The sequence below is a fragment of the Massilia sp. 9096 genome (genome assembly GCF_000745265.1).
Taxonomy (GTDB): domain Bacteria; phylum Pseudomonadota; class Gammaproteobacteria; order Burkholderiales; family Burkholderiaceae_D; genus Telluria.
Window position 1 is genome coordinate 3932449 of the sequence record NZ_JQNN01000001.1, and the last position, 17874, is coordinate 3950322.

The 17874-nt window shown below is 66.4% G+C and carries 18 protein-coding genes; 8 read left to right on the forward strand and 10 right to left on the reverse strand.

Annotation, left to right across the window (positions count from 1 at the left end):
• Positions 1 to 8: 8 nt before the first annotated feature.
• From FA90_RS16985 to FA90_RS16995, 3 genes are read right to left on the reverse strand one after another with little or no spacing between them, the layout of a single operon-like run.
• Complete coding sequence (locus tag FA90_RS16985; protein ID WP_036170608.1) at positions 9 to 1478, reverse strand: NAD(P)(+) transhydrogenase (Re/Si-specific) subunit beta; 1470 nt, start codon at positions 1476 to 1478, stop codon at positions 9 to 11.
• Positions 1475 to 1837, reverse strand: coding sequence for an NAD(P) transhydrogenase subunit alpha (locus FA90_RS16990; RefSeq protein WP_036170610.1), 363 nt, complete (start codon positions 1835 to 1837; stop codon positions 1475 to 1477). The genes FA90_RS16985 and FA90_RS16990 overlap by 4 nt, the downstream gene beginning before the upstream one ends.
• Before the next feature lie 19 nt (positions 1838 to 1856).
• Positions 1857 to 2978 (reverse strand): Re/Si-specific NAD(P)(+) transhydrogenase subunit alpha, encoded by a 1122-nt coding sequence (locus tag FA90_RS16995; protein ID WP_036170612.1) that lies wholly within the window; start codon positions 2976 to 2978, stop codon positions 1857 to 1859.
• Between the two features lie 253 nt (positions 2979 to 3231).
• Here FA90_RS16995 and FA90_RS17000 point away from each other — a divergent pair, with 253 nt between their 5' ends.
• The 3 genes from FA90_RS17000 (at position 3232) to FA90_RS17010 (ending at position 5487) form a co-directional block, all read left to right on the forward strand.
• Positions 3232 to 3735: an NUDIX hydrolase gene (locus FA90_RS17000; RefSeq protein WP_036170614.1), complete on the forward strand. Its 504-nt coding sequence runs from the start codon at positions 3232 to 3234 to the stop codon at positions 3733 to 3735.
• Positions 3736 to 3758: 23 nt separating this feature from the next.
• Positions 3759 to 4868, forward strand: coding sequence for a tRNA 2-thiouridine(34) synthase MnmA (gene mnmA, locus FA90_RS17005; protein ID WP_036170616.1), 1110 nt, complete (start codon positions 3759 to 3761; stop codon positions 4866 to 4868).
• 139 nt (positions 4869 to 5007) lie between these two features.
• Positions 5008 to 5487, forward strand: a complete 480-nt coding sequence (locus FA90_RS17010; RefSeq protein WP_036170618.1) for a chemotaxis protein CheW — start codon at positions 5008 to 5010, stop codon at positions 5485 to 5487.
• Positions 5488 to 5567: 80 nt separating this feature from the next.
• On the opposite strand, the gene FA90_RS17015 is transcribed toward FA90_RS17010, so the two are convergent.
• Positions 5568 to 7352 carry a GGDEF and EAL domain-containing protein gene (locus tag FA90_RS17015; protein ID WP_036170620.1) on the reverse strand — a complete coding sequence of 595 codons (1785 nt, stop codon included), beginning with the start codon at positions 7350 to 7352 and terminating at the stop codon, positions 5568 to 5570.
• A gap of 275 nt (positions 7353 to 7627) precedes the next feature.
• Between FA90_RS17015 and FA90_RS26590 the strand changes: the two genes are divergently transcribed.
• A complete protein-coding gene (locus tag FA90_RS26590) occupies positions 7628 to 8335 on the forward strand; it encodes a GAF domain-containing protein (RefSeq protein WP_239700788.1) in 708 nt (235 codons plus the stop codon).
• A gap of 18 nt (positions 8336 to 8353) precedes the next feature.
• On the opposite strand, the gene FA90_RS26595 is transcribed toward FA90_RS26590, so the two are convergent.
• From FA90_RS26595 to FA90_RS17035, 3 genes are read right to left on the reverse strand one after another with little or no spacing between them, the layout of a single operon-like run.
• Positions 8354 to 8746, reverse strand: coding sequence for a response regulator (locus FA90_RS26595; RefSeq protein WP_036170623.1), 393 nt, complete (start codon positions 8744 to 8746; stop codon positions 8354 to 8356).
• A 13-nt stretch (positions 8747 to 8759) separates the two neighbouring features.
• Positions 8760 to 9536 (reverse strand): 5'-3' exonuclease H3TH domain-containing protein, encoded by a 777-nt coding sequence (locus tag FA90_RS17030; RefSeq protein WP_036170625.1) that lies wholly within the window; start codon positions 9534 to 9536, stop codon positions 8760 to 8762.
• 5 nt (positions 9537 to 9541) lie between these two features.
• Positions 9542 to 10210, reverse strand: coding sequence for a glutathione S-transferase family protein (locus FA90_RS17035; protein WP_036170627.1), 669 nt, complete (start codon positions 10208 to 10210; stop codon positions 9542 to 9544).
• A 173-nt stretch (positions 10211 to 10383) separates the two neighbouring features.
• Between FA90_RS17035 and FA90_RS27545 the strand changes: the two genes are divergently transcribed.
• The 3 genes from FA90_RS27545 (at position 10384) to FA90_RS17050 (ending at position 14980) form a co-directional block, all read left to right on the forward strand.
• The gene (locus tag FA90_RS27545) at positions 10384 to 11982 is read left to right on the forward strand and encodes a methyl-accepting chemotaxis protein (RefSeq protein WP_051971879.1); all 1599 of its coding nucleotides are present in this window, start codon (positions 10384 to 10386) and stop codon (positions 11980 to 11982) included.
• Positions 11983 to 12081: 99 nt separating this feature from the next.
• Positions 12082 to 14010: a CocE/NonD family hydrolase gene (locus FA90_RS17045; protein WP_036170629.1), complete on the forward strand. Its 1929-nt coding sequence runs from the start codon at positions 12082 to 12084 to the stop codon at positions 14008 to 14010.
• Between the two features lie 76 nt (positions 14011 to 14086).
• Complete coding sequence (locus FA90_RS17050) at positions 14087 to 14980, forward strand: DUF72 domain-containing protein (protein ID WP_036170631.1); 894 nt, start codon at positions 14087 to 14089, stop codon at positions 14978 to 14980.
• Here the strand turns inward: FA90_RS17050 and FA90_RS17055 are convergent.
• The 3 genes from FA90_RS17055 to FA90_RS17065 are packed head-to-tail and all read right to left on the reverse strand — an operon-like array spanning position 14977 to position 17403.
• Positions 14977 to 15237 (reverse strand): DUF6587 family protein, encoded by a 261-nt coding sequence (locus tag FA90_RS17055; RefSeq protein WP_036170633.1) that lies wholly within the window; start codon positions 15235 to 15237, stop codon positions 14977 to 14979. The genes FA90_RS17050 and FA90_RS17055 overlap by 4 nt on opposite strands.
• Positions 15238 to 15239: 2 nt before the next feature.
• Positions 15240 to 17123 (reverse strand): ferrous iron transporter B, encoded by a 1884-nt coding sequence (locus FA90_RS17060; protein ID WP_036170635.1) that lies wholly within the window; start codon positions 17121 to 17123, stop codon positions 15240 to 15242.
• A gap of 10 nt (positions 17124 to 17133) precedes the next feature.
• Positions 17134 to 17403 (reverse strand): FeoA family protein, encoded by a 270-nt coding sequence (locus FA90_RS17065; protein WP_036170636.1) that lies wholly within the window; start codon positions 17401 to 17403, stop codon positions 17134 to 17136.
• A gap of 234 nt (positions 17404 to 17637) precedes the next feature.
• Here FA90_RS17065 and FA90_RS17070 point away from each other — a divergent pair, with 234 nt between their 5' ends.
• Positions 17638 to 17856 carry a (2Fe-2S)-binding protein gene (locus FA90_RS17070; protein ID WP_051971880.1) on the forward strand — a complete coding sequence of 73 codons (219 nt, stop codon included), beginning with the start codon at positions 17638 to 17640 and terminating at the stop codon, positions 17854 to 17856.
• The last annotated feature ends 18 nt before the right edge of the window (positions 17857 to 17874 follow it).

Here is a 17874-nt window from a genome sequence, read left to right on the forward strand (position 1 = left end):
ATGCCCGGTTACTCGACCGCCTTCACCATCGCCTCGATCACCTTCTTGGCGTCGCCGAACACCATCATCGTGTTCGGCTGATAGAACAGGTCGTTGTCCAGCCCTGCGTAGCCGGAGGCCATCGAGCGCTTGTTGACGATGACGCTCCTGGCTTTGTAGGCCTCCAGGATCGGCATGCCGGCGATTGGCGACGCCGGGTCCTTGGCGGCCGGATTGACCACGTCGTTCGCGCCCAGCACCAGCACCACGTCGGTCTGGCCGAATTCGCCGTTGATGTCTTCCATTTCCGCCACCTGGTCGTAGGGCACTTCGGCTTCGGCCAGCAGCACGTTCATGTGGCCGGGCATGCGTCCGGCCACCGGGTGGATCGCGTAGCGCACCTGTACGCCGTGGTGGGTCAGCTTCTCGGCCAGCTCCTTGACCGAGTGCTGGGCGCGCGCCACCGCCAGGCCGTAGCCGGGCACGATGATCACGGATTCCGCGTTCTGCAAAATGAACGCCGCGTCTTCGGCCGAACCGGATTTCACGGGCCGCTGCTCCCTGGCCGCGCCCGCGCCGGCATCCACCGCCTCGCCGCCGAAGCCGCCCAGGATCACGTTGAAGAACGAGCGGTTCATCGCCTTGCACATGATGTACGAGAGGATCGCGCCGCTCGATCCCACCAGCGAGCCGGCGATGATCAGCATCGAGTTGTTCAGCGAAAAACCGATCCCGGCCGCCGCCCAGCCGGAATACGAGTTCAGCATCGACACCACCACCGGCATGTCGGCGCCGCCGATCGGGATGATGATCAAGACGCCCAGCGCGAAGGCCAGCACCGTCATCGCGATGTAGGGCGTCCAGGCCGGCGTCGCTGTACTCGAAAAACAGAACACCAGTCCGAGCGCGACGATGGCGATCGCCACCGCCAGGTTGATCGGGTGCTGGCCCGGATAGCGCACCGGCGTGCCCTGGAACAGCCGGAACTTGTACTTGCCGGCCAGCTTGCCGAAGGCGATGACGGAGCCGGAAAAGGTCACGGCGCCGACAAAGGTGCCGATGAACAGTTCCAACCGATTCCCGAACGGCAGCGCCCCACCGCGCGCGGCGATGTTGAAGGCCCAGGGCTCGGACACGGCGGCGATCGCGATGCACACCGCCGCCAGGCCGATCAGCGAGTGCATCGCCGCCACCAGCTCGGGCATCTTGGTCATCTCGACGCGCCGCGCCGCCACCGCGCCGATCGCGCCGCCGACCACCACGCCCAGCAGCACCAGGCCGAAGCCCGTGCCGCCCGCGTTGCCTGCCGCTTGCATTTGCACCTGGAGCTTCGCCATCAGCGCGATCGTGGTCAGCACGGCGATCGCCATGCCGGTCATGCCGAAGGCATTGCCCATGCGCGCCGAAGATGGCGACGACAGCCCTTTCAAGGCCTGGATGAAGCAGACCGAGGCCACCAGGTACAGCAGCGTCACCAGGTCCATGCTGATCACATTCATGCCGTCTCCCCGGCCTTGGCGGCGGCCGCCTGCTCACCGGCGCCGCCGGCGCCCGTGGCTGATTTGGCCTTCGCTTCCTTCTTCTTGAACATCTCCAGCATCCGCTGCGTGACCAGGAAGCCGCCGAACACGTTGACGGCGGCCAGCGCCACCGCCAGGGTGCCCGCCACCCGCCCGGTCCAGCCTTCGGTCAGGCCGGCGGCCAGCATCGCGCCGACGATGATGATGGCGGAGATGGCATTGGTGACCGCCATCAGCGGCGTGTGCAGCGCCGGCGTGACGGTCCACACCACGTGGTAGCCGACGTAGATCGCCAGCACGAAGATGATCAGGTCGATGATCGTGTGATTGATTTCCATGCCGGTCTCCCTTACTGATTTACGAAGCACTTTTACGCAGCACTTCGCCGTCCGCGCACACCATGGTCGCGCGCACGATCTCGTCCGCGCGGTCGATCGCCAGCCGGCCTTCCTTGTCGATGATCAGCTTGAGGAAGTCGAGCACGTTGCGCGCGTACAGGCTGGAGGCGTCGGCCGCGACCAGCGCCGCCAGGTTCGGCTCGCCGATGAGGGTCACGCCGTGCTTGACCACGGTCCGGCCCAATTCCGTCAGCGGGCAATTGCCGCCCTGCCCGATCGCCATGTCGACGATGACCGAGCCCGGTTTCATGGCGCGCACGGTGTCTTCCGAGATGAGCGTCGGCGCCTTGCGCCCCGGGATCAGCGCGGTGGTGACGATGATGTCGGCCAGTTTTGCGCGCTCATGCACGAGTTCGGCCTGGCGCCGCATCCAGTCGGGCGGCATCGGGCGCGCGTAGCCGCCGCTGCCCTGCGCGATTTCCTTTTCTTCGTCGGTGAGGGAGGGCACGTCGATGAACCTGGCGCCCAGCGATTCGACCTGCTCCTTGACCGGCGGGCGCACGTCGGACGCCTCGATCACGGCGCCCAGGCGCTTGGCGGTGGCGATCGCCTGCAGGCCGGCCACGCCGACGCCCATGACCAGCACGCGCGCCGCCTTGACGGTACCGGCCGCCGTCATCAGCATCGGCATGAAGCGCCCGTAGGCGTTGGCGGCCATGATCACGGCCTTGTAACCGGCGATGTTGGCCTGCGACGACAATACGTCCATCGATTGCGCGCGCGTGATGCGCGGCGCGGCCTCCAGCGCGAACGCGGTGAGGCGGCGGTCGGCCATGGCGGCGAGGTTGGCCGTATCGAACGGGTCGAGCATGCCGACCAGGGCGGCGCCAGGGCGCATCAGGCTGCGCTCGAGCGCGTCCGGCGCGCGCACTTTCAGCACCAGGTCGGCGCCAAACGCGTCTTCGGTACTGCCGATGCGGGCGCCGGCGGCGAGGTAGGCATCATCGGTCACGGCGGCATGCAGGCCGGCGCCGGCCTGCACGATCACGTCATGCGCGGCGGCCAGCTTCTTGACGGTTTCGGGGGTCGCTGCGACACGTGTCTCGCCCGGCCGCGTTTCGGCCGTCACACCAATTTTCATGATGCCTCCACAAAATTGATAAAATGTCTAGCCTTTTCAATCTAGCATGTAAACACGGGAATAAAAGGACTATTCGTCTTCCGTAAACAGATTGGCAATTTTCCCGTTCAATCCGTAGACCACCTAGGCTTATCCCACTATCTTTTGTAAAAAATCAATAATTCATCTTGTCCGAAACTGTTGCGTCGCAGCGTGCGCGCGAGCAATGCCTGTTCCAGCAAGGTAGAATGTCGGCTCACTTTCAAGGACGCGCATGACCCACACCTTCAGACCGTCAGTCACCGTCGCCGCCATCATCGAACGCGACGGCCGTTTCCTGCTGATCGAAGAAGAGACCAGCGACGGCATCAGGCTGAACCAGCCGGCCGGCCACCTCGACCCGGGCGAATCGCTGGAGCAGGCCGTGATCCGCGAAGCGATGGAGGAAACCGCGCACGAGTTCATCCCGGAAGCGCTGGTCGGCATGTACCTGTCGCGCTACCACTCGAAGTCGCGCGGCCACGACGTGACCTATCTGCGCTTCACGTTCTGCGGCAAGGCCGGCAAGCAGTACGACCAGCCCCTCGACGACGGCATCCTGCGCACCATGTGGATGACGCGCGACGAGCTGGCGGCCTGCCCCGAGCGCCACCGCAGTCCGACCGTGCTCAAGTGCGTGGACGATTATTTGGCAGGCAAGCGCACCGCGCTCGACCTGCTGTACACCGATCATTCCGTGTTCGACGGCAGCCTTGCCCTCAAACCGGACGTAACGTAACAAACCGAATCAAAAGTAGAGCCATGACCAAGAAAAAAGTCGTGATCGGGATGTCGGGCGGCGTCGACTCCTCGGTCGCGGCCTGGATGCTGAAAGAACAAGGGTACGAAGTCATCGGCCTGTTCATGAAGAACTGGGAAGACGACGACGATTCCGAGTATTGCTCGACGCGCCAGGACTGGATCGACGCGGCCAGCGTGGCCGACGTGGTCGGCGTCGACATCGAGGCGGTCAATTTCGCGGCCGAATACAAGGACCGCGTGTTCGCCGAGTTCCTGCGCGAGTACCAGGCCGGCCGCACGCCCAATCCGGACGTGCTGTGCAACGCCGAGATCAAATTCAAGGCCTTCCTCGACCATGCGATGAAGCTGGGCGCCGACCTGATCGCGACCGGCCATTACGCGCGCGTGCGCCGGAACGAACCCAGCGGCAAGTTCGAGCTGCTCAAAGCCCTGGATTCGACCAAGGACCAGAGCTACTTCCTGCATCGCCTGAACCAGGCGCAGCTGTCGAAATCGCTGTTCCCGCTGGGCGAAACGCCTAAGACCGAAGTGCGCAAGATCGCCGAACGGATCGGCCTGCCGAATGCCGCGAAAAAGGATTCGACCGGCATCTGCTTCATCGGCGAGCGCCCGTTCCGCGAGTTCCTGGGCCGCTACCTGTCGCACAAGCCCGGTCCGATCAAGCTGGACAACGGCCAGACGGTGGGCGAGCACGTCGGCCTGTCGTTCTACACGCTCGGCCAGAGAAAAGGCATCGGCATCGGCGGACTGAAGTCGCACAAGAACGCCGACGGCACCAGCGAACCGTGGTTCGTGGCGCGCAAGGACATCGCCAACAACACGCTGTACATCGTGCAGGGCCATGACCACCCGTGGCTGCTCTCGGGCGAACTGGCGGCCGGCCAGGCCAGCTGGGTCGCGGGCGACGCCCCCGAACCGCGGGCGCTGTCGGCCAAGACGCGCTACCGCCAGGCCGACGTGCCGTGCACGGTGCAGGCACAGGGGCTGGAGCGCTTCGCGCTCGCTTTCACCGACCCGCAGTGGGCGGTGACGCCGGGCCAGTCGGCGGTGTTGTACGATGGCGACGTCTGCCTGGGCGGCGGCATCATCGACGGCGCCACGCCTGCCTGATCTGCCGCGCTCGTGTTGCGTTTGTCCAAATGGGAGTCGGGTATTTCGCGTAGATGCGGCACTTTGTCATGAAGAAGTTGCGGAAATAGCGTAATCTATCGGTTTTGTTTCCACACGGAAAATCCAACCGGGAACTCCCATGGCAGAAGATATCGTCAACAACGCGACAGAAATGCTGTCGTTCCGGCTGGGCGGCGAAGAATACGCGCTCAGCATCCTCAAGGTCCAGGAAATCCGCGGCTATGACGCCGTCACCCGCATCGCCAGCGCGCCGGAATACCTCAAAGGCGTGGTCAACCTGCGCGGCATCATCGTGCCGATCGTCGACATGCGCATCAAGTTCAAGGTCGGCGAACCGACTTATGACGCGTTCACGGTGGTGATTGTCCTGAACATCGGCGGCCACACGATCGGCATGGTGGTCGACAGCGTGTCGGACGTGGTCACGCTCACGCCGGACCAGATCAAGCCGGCGCCGGACATGGGCGCCAGCGTCGCGACCGAGTTCCTGCAGGGCCTGGGCACGGTCGGCGAGCGCATGCTGATCCTGCTCGACATCGACAAGCTGCTCGGCTCCGAGGAAATGGGCCTGCTGGCGGCGTCGCGCGCGGCCGCGTAAGGACACGCGCCCGGCACCGGGCGCAATCGCTCTCCGCACCGCGAAGAGGCCGGTTTCCGCAGCGCGGAGACCGGCAGGAATCACACCACTGCGGCCGCTTCCTGCTGCTGCAAAAACCACTCGGCGAACGCCTGCGGCGCCAGCGGCCGCGCGTACAGGTAGCCCTGCGCCTCGTCGCAATTGGCGTTCTGCAGCACGTGCACGACCTCGGTCGTTTCCACGCCTTCGGCGACCACGCGGTGGCCCAGGTCGTGCGCCAGCTTGATCATCGCCGACACCAGCGCGCGCTTGCGTTCGTCACGTTCGATGTCGCGCACGAACGACTGGTCGATCTTCACGACCTGCACCGGCAGGCTTTGCAGATAGGCCAGGCTGCTGTAGCCGGTGCCGAAATCGTCGATCGCCAGTTTGACGCCGGCCTCGTCGAGCGCCGTCAGCGTGGCCTGGGCCAGCTTCGGATTCTTCATCAGCGCGCTTTCGGTGATTTCCAGCGACAGGCTCGACGCCGGCAACCCGTGGCGGCGCAGGCCGGCGACGACACGCTCGCAAAAATCCGGTTCGAGCAGGTTCACCACCGAGACGTTGACCGCCAGTTGCAACCGCAGGCCGTCGGCGCGCCAGGCCGCCAGCTGGCGCATCGCCTGCTCCAGCACCCACTGCGTGGTCGAGCGCACCATCGAGGTCTGCTCGACGATGGGGATGAATTCGCCCGGCGAGACTTCGCCGAATTCGGGGTGGGTCCAGCGCAGCAGCGCCTCGGCGCCGATGCAGGCGCCGCTGAACAGGTCGATCTTCGGCTGGAACACGAGGCGCAGCTGGCCGCTGCGTTCCAGGGCCGCACCGAACTCGTTGACCAGCCAGAAGCGGCGCTGGTAGAGCGCGTCCTGGTCGGGCGAATACATGGAGACCGCGCTGTCGCTGTCGAACGCATGGCGCGCCGCCGAGTGCAGGTTGCGCAGCAGGTCGGCCGACTTGATCGTGCTCGGTTCGAACGACGACACGCCCACCGTCGCGGTGGTCACGAAGCGCGAGGTGCCGGAGACGGCGCGCCGGCGCAGCATCGCTTCGAGCGCGTCGTGGAAGTCGCCGCAGGCGGTGCCGGGCGGCGCGATGAAGGCGAATTCGGTCTGCGCCACGTGGTACACGGTGCTTGAACGGCCAACGCTGCCCTCGAGCGCGCGCACCGCCTCGCCGACGATCTCGTCGAGGTAGCCGGCGCCCATCGCGCGCACGGCGTCGCTCAGCTGGCTGGGGCTGGCCAGGTTGATCAGCGCGGCCAGGCGTTCTCCGCCGGCCGCGCTGTCCATCGCCAGGTCTTTCAAGTCTTCTTCCAGCTGGACGCGGTTGGGCAAGCCGCTGACCGGATCGATGCGGCCGAGCGCGTGCTGCAGTTCGATCTGCTCCATCACCATCGCCGCCAGGTCGCGCAGGACGGCCTGCTCGCCTTCGCTGAACGTGCGCGGCTCCATGCCGAGCACGCACATCGCGCCGAGGCAATAGCCGTCATGGGTGATCAAGGGCGCGCCGGCGTAGAAGCGCACGCCGGTGCCGGCCAGGGTGCTGTCCTGGTAGCACTCGCTGGCTTGCAGGTCGCCGATGATCAGCAGCTGCGATTCGTCCGCCACCTGGCCGCACGGCGCCTTCAGGCGCGGGATCGAGGTGTGCTCGACGCCCACGCGCGACTTGAACCACTGGCGGTCGCTGTCGGTGAGCGAGACCGCGGCGATCGGCAGCCGGAACATTTGCGAGGCCATGCGCGTGATACGGTCGAATGCCTCGCTCGGCGGGGTGTCGAGCAGGTTCAGCTTGCGCAGGACCTCAAGGCGGGTCGCCTCGCTGTAGCGCGGTGTCGGGGTGGTGGCCATGGATGCCTGCTCGATTACTATTTGACGGATTTGATTGAATGGACGGATTTGATGGATTCTGAAGGTAATATTTCCAAACGTCAACCATTATGATCAATCGTGCGCATAAAAATGGCGGACGTAGGCGCATTCTTACAAGATTATTTATGCACAACAACAGACAATCAAATCCGTCAAATTGCTGTACGTAAACAGCTTCCGGCGCTACAATGGTGCAAATTTTTCGAAGCTCGCACATGCCCTCTCACGGACCCCTAGACCCGGACGACCCGGTATTGACCACTGCCGCCGCGGCGCGCCTGCTCGGCGTTGCGGTCAGCACGGCCCAGCTCTGGCTGGAAAGCGGCGCTTTGCCGTCCTGGAAAACCCCGGGCGGCCACCGCCGCGTCAAGCTCAGCGCCGTCACCCGCCTGCTCGAAGCCAAACGCAGCGCCGCTGCCGCGCGCCCGGCCGCGCCGCCGCATCCCGAATTCTTGCCGGCGCCGGCGCGGGCATTTCCGGCGCCGTCCGACGAAGGCGCGCGCCTGGCCGCGGTGCAGGCCAGCGGCCTGCTCGATACGCCGCCGGAACAGGTGTTCGACCGCCTGACCTGGCTCGCGACCCAGGTGACCGATTGCCCGATCGCCCTGCTCACCGTGCTGACCTCGGAGCGCGCGTGGTTCAAGTCGCGCGTCGGCGTCGACGAGACATCGACGCCGCGCTCGTGGGCGTTCTGCAGCCACGCGATCCTGCAGCAAGGCACCTTCACGGTCGGCGACACCAGCCAGGACGCGCGCTTTGCCGACAACCCGCTGGTCACCGGCGAGCCGCACGTGCGCTTTTATGGCGGCGTGCCGGTGCGCGACGCCGCCGGCCACGCGCTCGGCACCTTGTGCGTGCTCGACCGCGAGCCGCGCCGCCTGCGCGACCGCGAACTCAAGGCGCTGGAAGAATTGGCGAACATCGCCGCCGAAGAACTGCGCCGCCGTCCCCACGCCGATTGAACGAAGGCGCTGCGCAGCTCAAGGCGCGCGGTGTTTCTTGACGATCGCCAGCACCGTGTTGCGGATCGTGCGCAGCACGGTGTCGGCCTTGAACGGCTTGACGATGAAGCCGTGCACGCCGCGCGCCAGCGCCTGCTGGATCGTCGGTGCGTCGAGCGTGCCGGACACCATGAAGATCAGCGTCTTGGGCAGCCGCGCGCGCAGCTGCGTGACGACGTCGCCGTCGTCATTGGCGTCGTCGATCTGCTCGCGCGCGATGCAGATGATGTGCGGCTGGTGTTTGAGTGCCAGCGCCAGCCCGAGCGTGCCGGTGTGGGTCTGGCCGGCCACGCCGTAGCCGCCGTCGGTCAGCACGGTGTTCAACGAGCCGCGCGCAACCGCGTTGGCATCGACGATGATCGCCTTGAGCATCGCTCTCTCCTGATTAATGGGCCTCGTAGGCCAACATGTTCCAACTGACGCCCAGACGGACGTCGGTCTTGAGCGTCACCAGCCGGCGCGATACCTCGAGGATCTCGCGCTCGGCGCGCAGGCGCTCGCCGAGCGGTGTCTTGAGAATGCCGGCGCCGGCCATCACCGCATCCAGGTCGCCGTAGGCGTTCAGCAGGCGCGCCGCGGTCTTCATGCCGACCTTCGATACGCCCGGCACGCCGTCGGTCGGGTCGCCCATCAGCGCCAGCAAGTCGTGGATGCGCTCGGGCGCGACGCCGAAGCGGTTGCGCACCCAGGCGTCGTCGTGCCACTCGCCCTTGAAATGGTCCCACACCAGCGCACCGTGCGCGATCAGTTCGTGCAGGTCCTTGTCGGTGGTGGCGACGATGGCCTCGCCGCGCCCTTCCGCCAGCCAGCGCAGCACGCCGGTGGCGATCACGTCGTCGGCTTCGACCCCGGGCACCGACAGCGGATGCAGGCCGACCTCGCGCAGGCGGTCCTGGAAACCGGGCAGCGCATCGCGCAGGAAGGACGGCATTGGCGCGCGCCCTTCGCGGTAGCGCGGATAGAGGTCGTGGCGCCAGGTCGGACCGCCGTGGTCGAAGGCCGCCAGCACGTGGGTCGGGGTATGCGTCTCGAGCACGTTGCGGAACGACGACAGCGCATGGCGCAGCGCGATGCTGGCCTTGAGGTCCGAGTCCGGCTCCGGACTGGCTTCGTACACGCGGCGGACGATGTTCAGGCCGTCGATCGCAAGCAGCTTGGCCATGGCGCTCAGGCGAAGTCGTACTGGCCGCCCCTCTCCAGCGCACGCCGGTAGGCCGGGCGCGCGTGGATGCGCTCGAGGAAGGCGGTCAGCTTCGGATAGTTCTTATCGAGGCCGCCGCGCATGGCCGCGGCCTCGAGCGGGAAGCTCATCTGGATGTCGGCCGCGGAGAATGCCTCGCCGGCGAACCAGGTGCGTTCGGCCAGCTGGCTCTCCAGGTAGACCAGCTGCTGGCGGATCTGCGGCAGCACGAAGCTGTCCTTGACCTTGCGCGCGATCGCGCGCGCGATGGGTTTGACGAAGAATGGCCCCGGCGTGCTCTCGACCCGGTCGAACACGAGCTTGAGCAGCAGCGGCGGCATCGCCGAGCCTTCGGCGAAGTGCAGGTAATAGTTGTAGCGCAGGCGCTCGGGCGTGCCGGGGTCCGGAGCCAGGCGGCCGTCGCCGTAGCGCTCGATCAAATAGTCGACGATGGCGCCGGATTCGGCCACCACCGTGTCGCCGTCGCTGATCACCGGCGATTTACCCAGCGGGTGTACCGCGCGCAGCTCGGGCGGCGCCAGCATGGTCTTGGGGTCGCGCTGGTACTTCCTGATCTCGTAAGGCAGGCCGAGCTCTTCCAGCAGCCACAGGATGCGCTGGGAACGAGAGTTGTTCAAATGATGGACGACGATCATGGTGGCTGGGCTGGTGATAACCGCGTTAGCTTAACATCGTTGCGTTAATAGCTAAAGTTCCGGCGATTTCGATGATTTGCTTCACACAATTGAAGTATTTTATCTTTATTGTCGGCAATTTTGCTAGGATTGCCGCTTTGCAACATAACAAGCTTCATTTCCACTATTTCTCCATGTATTTTCTTTCCCGCCTGAGCATCGCCAGGAAGCTGGCCCTACTTACCCTCATCACCGGCATCGGCATCCTGTGCGTCGCCGCCGGCTTCCTGGTCTCGGAGCGCCGCCTGATCGGCGACGAGCATGCGCGCGCGGTGCGCCAGGCGGTCGACGTCGCGCGCGGCGTGGTCGAGCGCTATCGCAAGCAGGCCGCTTCGGGTGCGCTGGCGGAGAGCGACGCCAAGCGCGCCGCGCTCGACACGCTGCGCGATCTGCGCTACGACGCCAAGGAATACTTCTGGGTCAACGACATGCAGCCGCGCATGCTGATGCACCCGACCTCGGCCAAGCTGGTCGGCCAGGACCTGGCGGGCATCACCGACCCCAACGGCCTGCACCTGTTCGTCGAGGCCGTGCGGATTGCGCACACCGACGGCGGCGGCTACCTGAGCTACCTGTGGCCCAAGCCGGGCAGCGACAAACCGGTGCCGAAAGTATCGTACGTCGTCGCCGTGCCCGAATGGGGCTGGGTGATCGGCTCGGGCGTCTATACGGATTCGGTGGACGCCGTGTTCTGGCCGCGCATGCTCGAGTTTTCCGGCATCGCGCTGCTGCTGTCCGCCCTCCTGGCACTGGCCGGGCATCTGGTCTCGCGCAGCATCCGCACGCCGCTGGCGCGCGCGGTGGCGCTGGCCGATACCGTGGCCGCGGGCGACCTCACCACCATCATCGACGTGCGCGGCAACGACGAGACCGCGCGCCTGCTGCTGGCCCTGCGCGAGATGAACGCCAGCCTGTCCGGCATCGTCGGCGCGGTCGACAGCGGCATCCGCACCATTGCCAACGCCTCGAGCGAGATCGCGAGCGGCAACCAGGACCTGTCCAGCCGCACCGAACAGCAGGCCAGCGCGCTGGAGCAAACCGCCGCGTCGATGGAAGAGCTGACCGGCGCCGTGCAGCAGAACGCGGCCAGCGCGCGCCACGCCAGCGCGCTGGCATCGACCGCCACCGAGGCGGCCCGGCGCGGCGGCGCGGCGGTCGGCCAGGTGGTCGACACCATGGCCTCGATCCAGGACTCGGCGCGGCGCATCGCCGACATCATCGGCGTCATCGACGGCATCGCCTTCCAGACCAATATCCTGGCGCTGAACGCGGCCGTCGAGGCGGCGCGCGCCGGCGAACAGGGCCGCGGCTTCGCGGTGGTCGCGAGCGAAGTGCGCACGCTGGCCCAGCGCTCGGCCGGCGCCGCCAAGGAGATCAAGGCACTGATCTCCGACTCGGTCGGCAAGGTCGACCACGGCTCGCAACAGGTCGAGCAGGCCGGCCGCACGATGGGCGAGATCGTCGACGGCATCGTGCGCGTGAACGACATCATCGGCGAGATCGCCGCCGCCAGCGAGCAACAGCAGGACGGCATCGCCCAGGTCAACCGCGCCATCGCCGAGATGGACGGCGCGACCCAGCAGAACGCGGCGCTGGTCGAGCAGGCGGCGGCGGCGGCATCGTCGATGCGCGAACAGGCGCGCCACCTGAACCAGGTGTTCAGCGTGTTCAAGGTCGACGCCGCGCAACAGCAGCAGCCCCGGCAGCGCGGCCTGGCCCTCGCGCAGGCGTAGGCGCGGCCACGCGCGCGGGCAGGCGCGCGGCCGGGATCGATTGCATGGGCTGACGCCCTTGGGTACTATGCTTTTATGCAACTACCCCTGGAGAACTTGATGCCGCGCCTGCCGTCCCTGTCCGCCCTGCCCCTGCTGCTTGCTTCCGCTCTCACTGCCATCCACGCCAGCCACGCCGCTGCGCAAACCGCCCCGATGGCGCCCGACGTGCCGTCCACGTCCTTCAAGCTCACCGCCCCGGACGCCGACTACGTCAAGCAGGACGTCATGATCCCGATGCGCGACGGGGTCAAGCTGCACACCGTGATCGTGATCCCGAAGAGCATCCCGGGCGGCGCCAAGGCGCCGATCATGCTGACCCGCACGCCCTACAACGCCACCGGCCGCGCCGGCCGCATGAGGAGCCCGCACCTGACCTCGATCCTGGGCGACGGCGACGACGCCTTCATCGAGAACGGCTACATCCGCGTGTTCCAGGACGTGCGCGGCAAGTACGGTTCGGAAGGCGACTACGTGATGACACGCCCGGTGCGCGGGCCCCTGAACAACACGCCGGTCGACCACAGCACCGACGCCTGGGACACCATCGACTGGCTGGTCAAGAACGTGCCGCAATCGAACGGTAAAGTGGGCATGGTCGGCTCGTCCTACGAAGGCTTCACGGTGCTGATGGCGCTGGTCGAGCCGCACCCGGCCTTGAAAGCCGCGGTGCCGATGAGCCCGATGGTCGACGGCTGGCGCGGCGACGACTGGTTCCATAACGGCGCCTTCCGCAACACCAACCTCGAATACATCGCCAGCCAGAATGCGGCGCGCGGCGCGGGCGAGCACCTGGCCACCGGCGTCTACGACGATTACGACGGCTACCTGCGCGCCGGCTCGACCGGCGACTTCGCCCACGAGTACGGCCTGGACCAGCTCAACTTCGTGAAAAAACTGTTCGAGCACCCGGCCTACGACAGCTTCTGGCAGGAGCAGGCGCTGGACCGCATCCTGGCCAGGAAGCCGCTCACCGTGCCGACCATGACGGTGGTGGGGCGCTGGGACCAGGAAGACATCTATGGCGCCTACGCGACCTACGCGGCGGTCGAGCCGAAGGACAAGGACAACCGCATGAATTCGCTGGTGGTCGGCCCATGGCGCCATAGCGGCGTGAACTACGAGGGTTCGACGCTGGGCGCCCTGAAATTCACCGGCGACACCGCACGCGAGTTCCGCCGTGAAGTCATGCTGCCCTTCTTTAACCAGTACCTGAAAGACGGCGCGCCCAAGTTCGACACCCCGCCGGTATGGTCCTACCAGACCGGCGTGAACCGCTGGCGCCGGCTCGAGCAGTGGCCGCTGGCGCAGGCCAGCACGCCGGTCTACCTGAAGGCGGGTTCGGCGCTGTCGTTCGACAAGGGCGACACCAAAGGCGCCGCCTACGACGAGTACGTCTCCGACCCGATGAAACCGGTGCCCTTCGTGCCGCGTCCGGTGCACATGAGCGAGGGAACCGTCTGGAAGCCCTGGCTGGTGACCGACCAGCGCAGCTATTCCGACCGTCCGGACGTCCTGACCTACGTGAGCGCGCCCCTGACGAAACCGCTGGAGATCGCCGGCCAGCCGATGGTCAACCTGTTCGCCTCGACCTCGGGCACGGACAGCGACTGGGTGGTCAAGCTGATCGACGTCTACCCGGACGAAGTCGCGGCCCAGCCGGAGATGGGGGGCTACCAGCTGCCGCTGGCGATGGACATCTTCCGCGGCCGCTACCGCCAGGGCCTGGACAAGCCGGCGCCGATCCCCGCCAACCAGGCGGAACGCTACCGCTTCGCCCTGCCCAACGTCGACCACGTGTTCCTCCCCGGCCACCGCGTGATGGTGCAGATCCAGTCGAGCTGGTTCCCGCTGTACGACCGCAACCCGCAGACCTACGTTGCGAATATCTTCCACGCCAAGCCGGGCGACTACCGCAAGGCGACCCAGCGCGTGTATCACGCAGCGGGCATGGACAGCGCGATCGAGCTGCCGGTCGTTGCTCACTGAAGTGAATCGCTGACGCCGGCCGCCCAGGGTTCGTCAACGCACCGAGCCGATGGCCGCGCCCGGCCTAGCATGAGGCATGGGCACGATCACCATCGGCATTTCAGGCTGGCGTTACGAACCATGGCGCGGCGCGTTCTATCCGCCCGGCCTGGTGCAGGCGCGCGAACTCGATTACGCGTCGCGCTTTTTGCCGACCATCGAGATCAACGGCTCGTTTTATTCCCTGCAGCGCCCGGGCAGCTATGCCGCCTGGTACGCGGCCACGCCGCCGGGCTTCGTTTTCGCGGTCAAGGGCAACCGGTTCCTGACCCACATGCTCAAGCTGCGCGGCATCGAGACGCCGCTGGCCAACGTGCTGGCCTCGGGCGTGTTCGCGCTGCGCGAAAAGCTCGGGCCCTTCCTGTGGCAGTTCCCGCCGCAGCTGCGCTTCGATCCCGACAAGGTCGAGCGTTTTCTCAGCCTGCTGCCGCGCGACACCGGCCAGGCGCTGGCGATCGCGCGCGGCCACGACGACAAGATGATCGGCCGGTCGCTCCTGGAAATCGACGCCGTGCGCCCGCTGCGCCATGCCATCGAGATCCGCCACGCGAGTTTTCTGGACGACGCCTTCATCGCCCTGCTGCGCAAGTACAACGTGGCGCTGGTGGTGGCCGACACGGCCGGCAAATTCCCCGATGTCGAAGACGTGACCGCGGACTTCGTCTACGTGCGCCTGCACGGCGAGCACGAGCTGTACGCCAGCGGCTACGAAGACGAGTCATTGGAACGATGGGCGCGGCGCATCCGCGCCTGGAGCGCGGGTTCGCAGCCGGAAGATGCGCGTTTGGTCTCGCCGCATGCGCCCGCGCCCGCGCGCGCGGGAGGGCGCGACGTCTACTGTTACTTCGACAACGACATCAAGGTGCGCGCGCCGTTCGATGCGAAGCGCTTGATGGAACTGCTGGATCTGGCGTGGAAGCCGGAGGCTTAACGCTTGACGTGCAGCTGGATGACCTTGCGGCCCTTCTCGTCCTTCTGCGCCATCGGGGCAGGTGCGCACGACCCGCAGGTGTCGCAGCCGCTGCCGCAGCCCGACTCCTTGTCGAGCCAGCGCGCCAGCAGGCCCTTTCCGCTGCCGTCCGAAAAGGTGTAGACCACGCGCCGGCGCCAGGTCTTGGGCAGGTACTTGGCCGCCGCGTACCCCGCCGCGAGCAGCACGATCACAGCGACGACAAGGTACTGCAACATGCTCAACTCCCCAGCGCGTACAGCGCGATGCGGTAGGTCAGGAACGAGGCCGCATAGGCCAGCGCGAACATGTAGCCGGCCATGATCAGCGCGTAGCGGATGCTGCCGGTCTCGCGCCGCACCACGGACAAGGTCGACAGGCACTGCGGCGCGAACACGTACCAGGCCAGCAGCGACAGCGCGGTCGCCATGCTCCAGGAATGGCTGATGAGCGGGGCCAGCGAACCGGCCACGTCTTCGCCGCCGGACAGCGCGTACACGGTACCGAGCGCGCCGACCGCGACTTCGCGCGCCGCCATGCCCGGCACCAGCGCGATGCAGATCTGCCAGCCGAAGCCGATCGGCTGGAAGATCACGGACAAGGCGCGGCCCAGCATGCCGGCCACGCTGTAGTAGATGGGCGGATGGGTCGCGCCTTCCGGAGCGCCCGGGAAGCTCGACAGGAACCAGACCAGCACCATCAGCGTCAGGATCACGGTGCCGACGCGGGTCAGGAAGATGCGTGCGCGCTCCCACAGGCCCAGGCCGAGGTTGTGCAGGTGCGGCCAGTGGTAGGCCGGCAGTTCGAGCATCAGCGGCTGCTGGCGGTTGGCGCCGGCGGTGCGCTTGATGAACCAGGCCACGGCCATGGCGCTGACGATGCCGGCCACGTACAGCAGGAACAGCACCAGGCCCTGCAAATTCAGGCCGAAGCCGAGCGCGCGCTTGGGGATGAAGGCGGCAATGATCAGCGCGTACACCGGCAGGCGCGCGGAACACGTCATCAGCGGCGCGATCATGATCGTGACCAGGCGGTCGCGCGGGTTCTGGATGGTGCGCGCCGCCATCACGCCGGGAATCGCGCAGGCGAACGAGGACAGCAGCGGAATGAAGGCGCGCCCGGACAGGCCGACGCCGCCCATCATGCGGTCGAGCAGAAAGGCGGCGCGCGGCAGGTAGCCGCAATCCTCGAGCACGAGGATGAAGAAGAACAGGATCAGGATCTGCGGCAGGAACACCAGCACGCTGCCGACGCCCCCGAAGATGCCGTCGACCAGCAGCCCGCGCAGCGGCCCCTCGGCCATGTGCGCCCCGACCCAGCCGCCGACCGCATCGACGCCGTTCTTGATCAGGTCCATCGGCACGTTGGCCCAGCTGAACACGGCCTGGAACACCAGGAACATCAGCGCGGCCAGGATGACCGGCCCGGCGATCGGGTGCAGCACGACCGCGTCGATCTGCTCGGACAGGTTGCCGGTGTCGCGATCGAAGCTGACCGCGGCGTCGATGATGCGGCGCACTTCGCGCTGGGTGTCTTCGACCGAGACCGCGTCGATCGCGGCCAGCGGACGCGGCTTGGCGGGGGCGAAAGTTTGCCGGTCGAGCAACTCGAGCAGCTGCTTTTCGCCGCCCGACTGCACCGCGACGGTTTCGACCACCGGCATGCCGAGTTCGCGCGACAGGCGCGCGGTGTCGATCTCGATGCCGCGCTTTTTCGCGACGTCGACCATGTTCAGCGCCAGTACCATCGGCAAGCCGAGGCGCTGGATTTCCAGCACCAGGCGCAGGTTCAGGCGCAGGTTGGTGGCGTTGACCACGCAGACCACGACGTCCGGCGCCTGTTCGCCCGCGCGCAGGCCGGCGACGACGTCGCGCGTGATCGCTTCGTCCGGGGTGTGGGCCGAAAGGCTGTAGGCGCCGGGCAGGTCGAGCACGCGCAGCATGCGCCCGCCAGGCAGGGTAAAGCTGCCTTCCTTGCGTTCGATGGTGACGCCGGCGTAGTTGGCGACCTTCTGGCGCGCGCCGGTGAGACGGTTGAACAGAGCGGTCTTGCCGCAGTTCGGATTACCCAGCAGGGCGATGAGCGGCGCCTTGGCCGTCGTGACCTGCTGTTCTGCTACTGACATCGTGTTTGCCTTACTCCGGCTGGATCGAGACCAGCGCCGCTTCGAAACGGCGCAGGGCGAAGGTCGACTGGCCGACCTTGACCGCGAGCGGCCCGCCGGGCAGGCCGCGCTTGAGCATGCGGATGCGCTCGCCCGGCACGAAACCGAGCTCCATCAGGCGGCGCGACACGTCGAGGCCATCGCTGACGCCGGAACGGGCGCTCGGAGCGAGGTGGATCACGGTAGCGCTCTGGCCGGCTTTCAGGCTGTCGAGCGTGGTCAGGGTGGGTGCGAGAGTCATGGTGTCACTTCCAGTCGATATGACGCGGTGGGGACGGATGGGTACATCATAAACCTAAATGCGAATTATTTCTATTTGCGATTTGTCTAGTTCTGCCCGGTCCGCCGGATTGCGCAACAAATTCGCTTGCATTCGTCTGGCGGGTTCTCCAGAATATGAAAGTGAATGAGAATGATTCGCATTATAGAACAGATAGCAAGAGCTTGCCGCGCGCCGGCTTGAAACGGAAAACCCATGATCGTTTGTGTCTGCAACAACATCTCCGACCGCGAAATCCGCCAGGCGGTCGACCTCGGCCTGAACTCGATGGCCGGCCTGCGCAAGGAACTCGGCGTCGGCGCCTGCTGCGGCAAATGCGTCAGCTGCGCGCGCGAGGTGATGCACGAACACCTCGACGGCAAAAACGTGACGGTGGCGCCGCATCGGATGACACCAGGCAAGTTGGTGGCGTAAGCAGGGACTTCAAGTTCC

What these genes read in the sequence shown, in the direction of transcription:
- FA90_RS17015 (WP_036170620.1), bottom strand. Translation starts at nt 7,352, where the DNA reads ATGGCCACCACCCCGACACCGCGCTACAGCGAGGCGACCCGCCTTGAG.
- FA90_RS17045 (WP_036170629.1), top strand. Translation starts at nt 12,082, where the DNA reads ATGCCGCGCCTGCCGTCCCTGTCCGCCCTGCCCCTGCTGCTTGCTTCC.
- FA90_RS17055 (WP_036170633.1), bottom strand. Translation starts at nt 15,237, where the DNA reads ATGTTGCAGTACCTTGTCGTCGCTGTGATCGTGCTGCTCGCGGCGGGG.
- FA90_RS17060 (WP_036170635.1), bottom strand. Translation starts at nt 17,123, where the DNA reads ATGTCAGTAGCAGAACAGCAGGTCACGACGGCCAAGGCGCCGCTCATC.
- FA90_RS17070 (WP_051971880.1), top strand. Translation starts at nt 17,638, where the DNA reads ATGATCGTTTGTGTCTGCAACAACATCTCCGACCGCGAAATCCGCCAG.
- FA90_RS17030 (WP_036170625.1), bottom strand. Translation starts at nt 9,536, where the DNA reads ATGGCCAAGCTGCTTGCGATCGACGGCCTGAACATCGTCCGCCGCGTG.
- FA90_RS27545 (WP_051971879.1), top strand. Translation starts at nt 10,384, where the DNA reads ATGTATTTTCTTTCCCGCCTGAGCATCGCCAGGAAGCTGGCCCTACTT.
- FA90_RS17065 (WP_036170636.1), bottom strand. Translation starts at nt 17,403, where the DNA reads ATGACTCTCGCACCCACCCTGACCACGCTCGACAGCCTGAAAGCCGGC.
- FA90_RS16995 (WP_036170612.1), bottom strand. Translation starts at nt 2,978, where the DNA reads ATGAAAATTGGTGTGACGGCCGAAACGCGGCCGGGCGAGACACGTGTC.
- FA90_RS17050 (WP_036170631.1), top strand. Translation starts at nt 14,087, where the DNA reads ATGGGCACGATCACCATCGGCATTTCAGGCTGGCGTTACGAACCATGG.
- FA90_RS26595 (WP_036170623.1), bottom strand. Translation starts at nt 8,746, where the DNA reads ATGCTCAAGGCGATCATCGTCGATGCCAACGCGGTTGCGCGCGGCTCG.
- FA90_RS17000 (WP_036170614.1), top strand. Translation starts at nt 3,232, where the DNA reads ATGACCCACACCTTCAGACCGTCAGTCACCGTCGCCGCCATCATCGAA.
- FA90_RS16990 (WP_036170610.1), bottom strand. Translation starts at nt 1,837, where the DNA reads ATGGAAATCAATCACACGATCATCGACCTGATCATCTTCGTGCTGGCG.
- FA90_RS17035 (WP_036170627.1), bottom strand. Translation starts at nt 10,210, where the DNA reads ATGATCGTCGTCCATCATTTGAACAACTCTCGTTCCCAGCGCATCCTG.
- mnmA (WP_036170616.1), top strand. Translation starts at nt 3,759, where the DNA reads ATGACCAAGAAAAAAGTCGTGATCGGGATGTCGGGCGGCGTCGACTCC.
- FA90_RS16985 (WP_036170608.1), bottom strand. Translation starts at nt 1,478, where the DNA reads ATGAATGTGATCAGCATGGACCTGGTGACGCTGCTGTACCTGGTGGCC.
- FA90_RS17010 (WP_036170618.1), top strand. Translation starts at nt 5,008, where the DNA reads ATGGCAGAAGATATCGTCAACAACGCGACAGAAATGCTGTCGTTCCGG.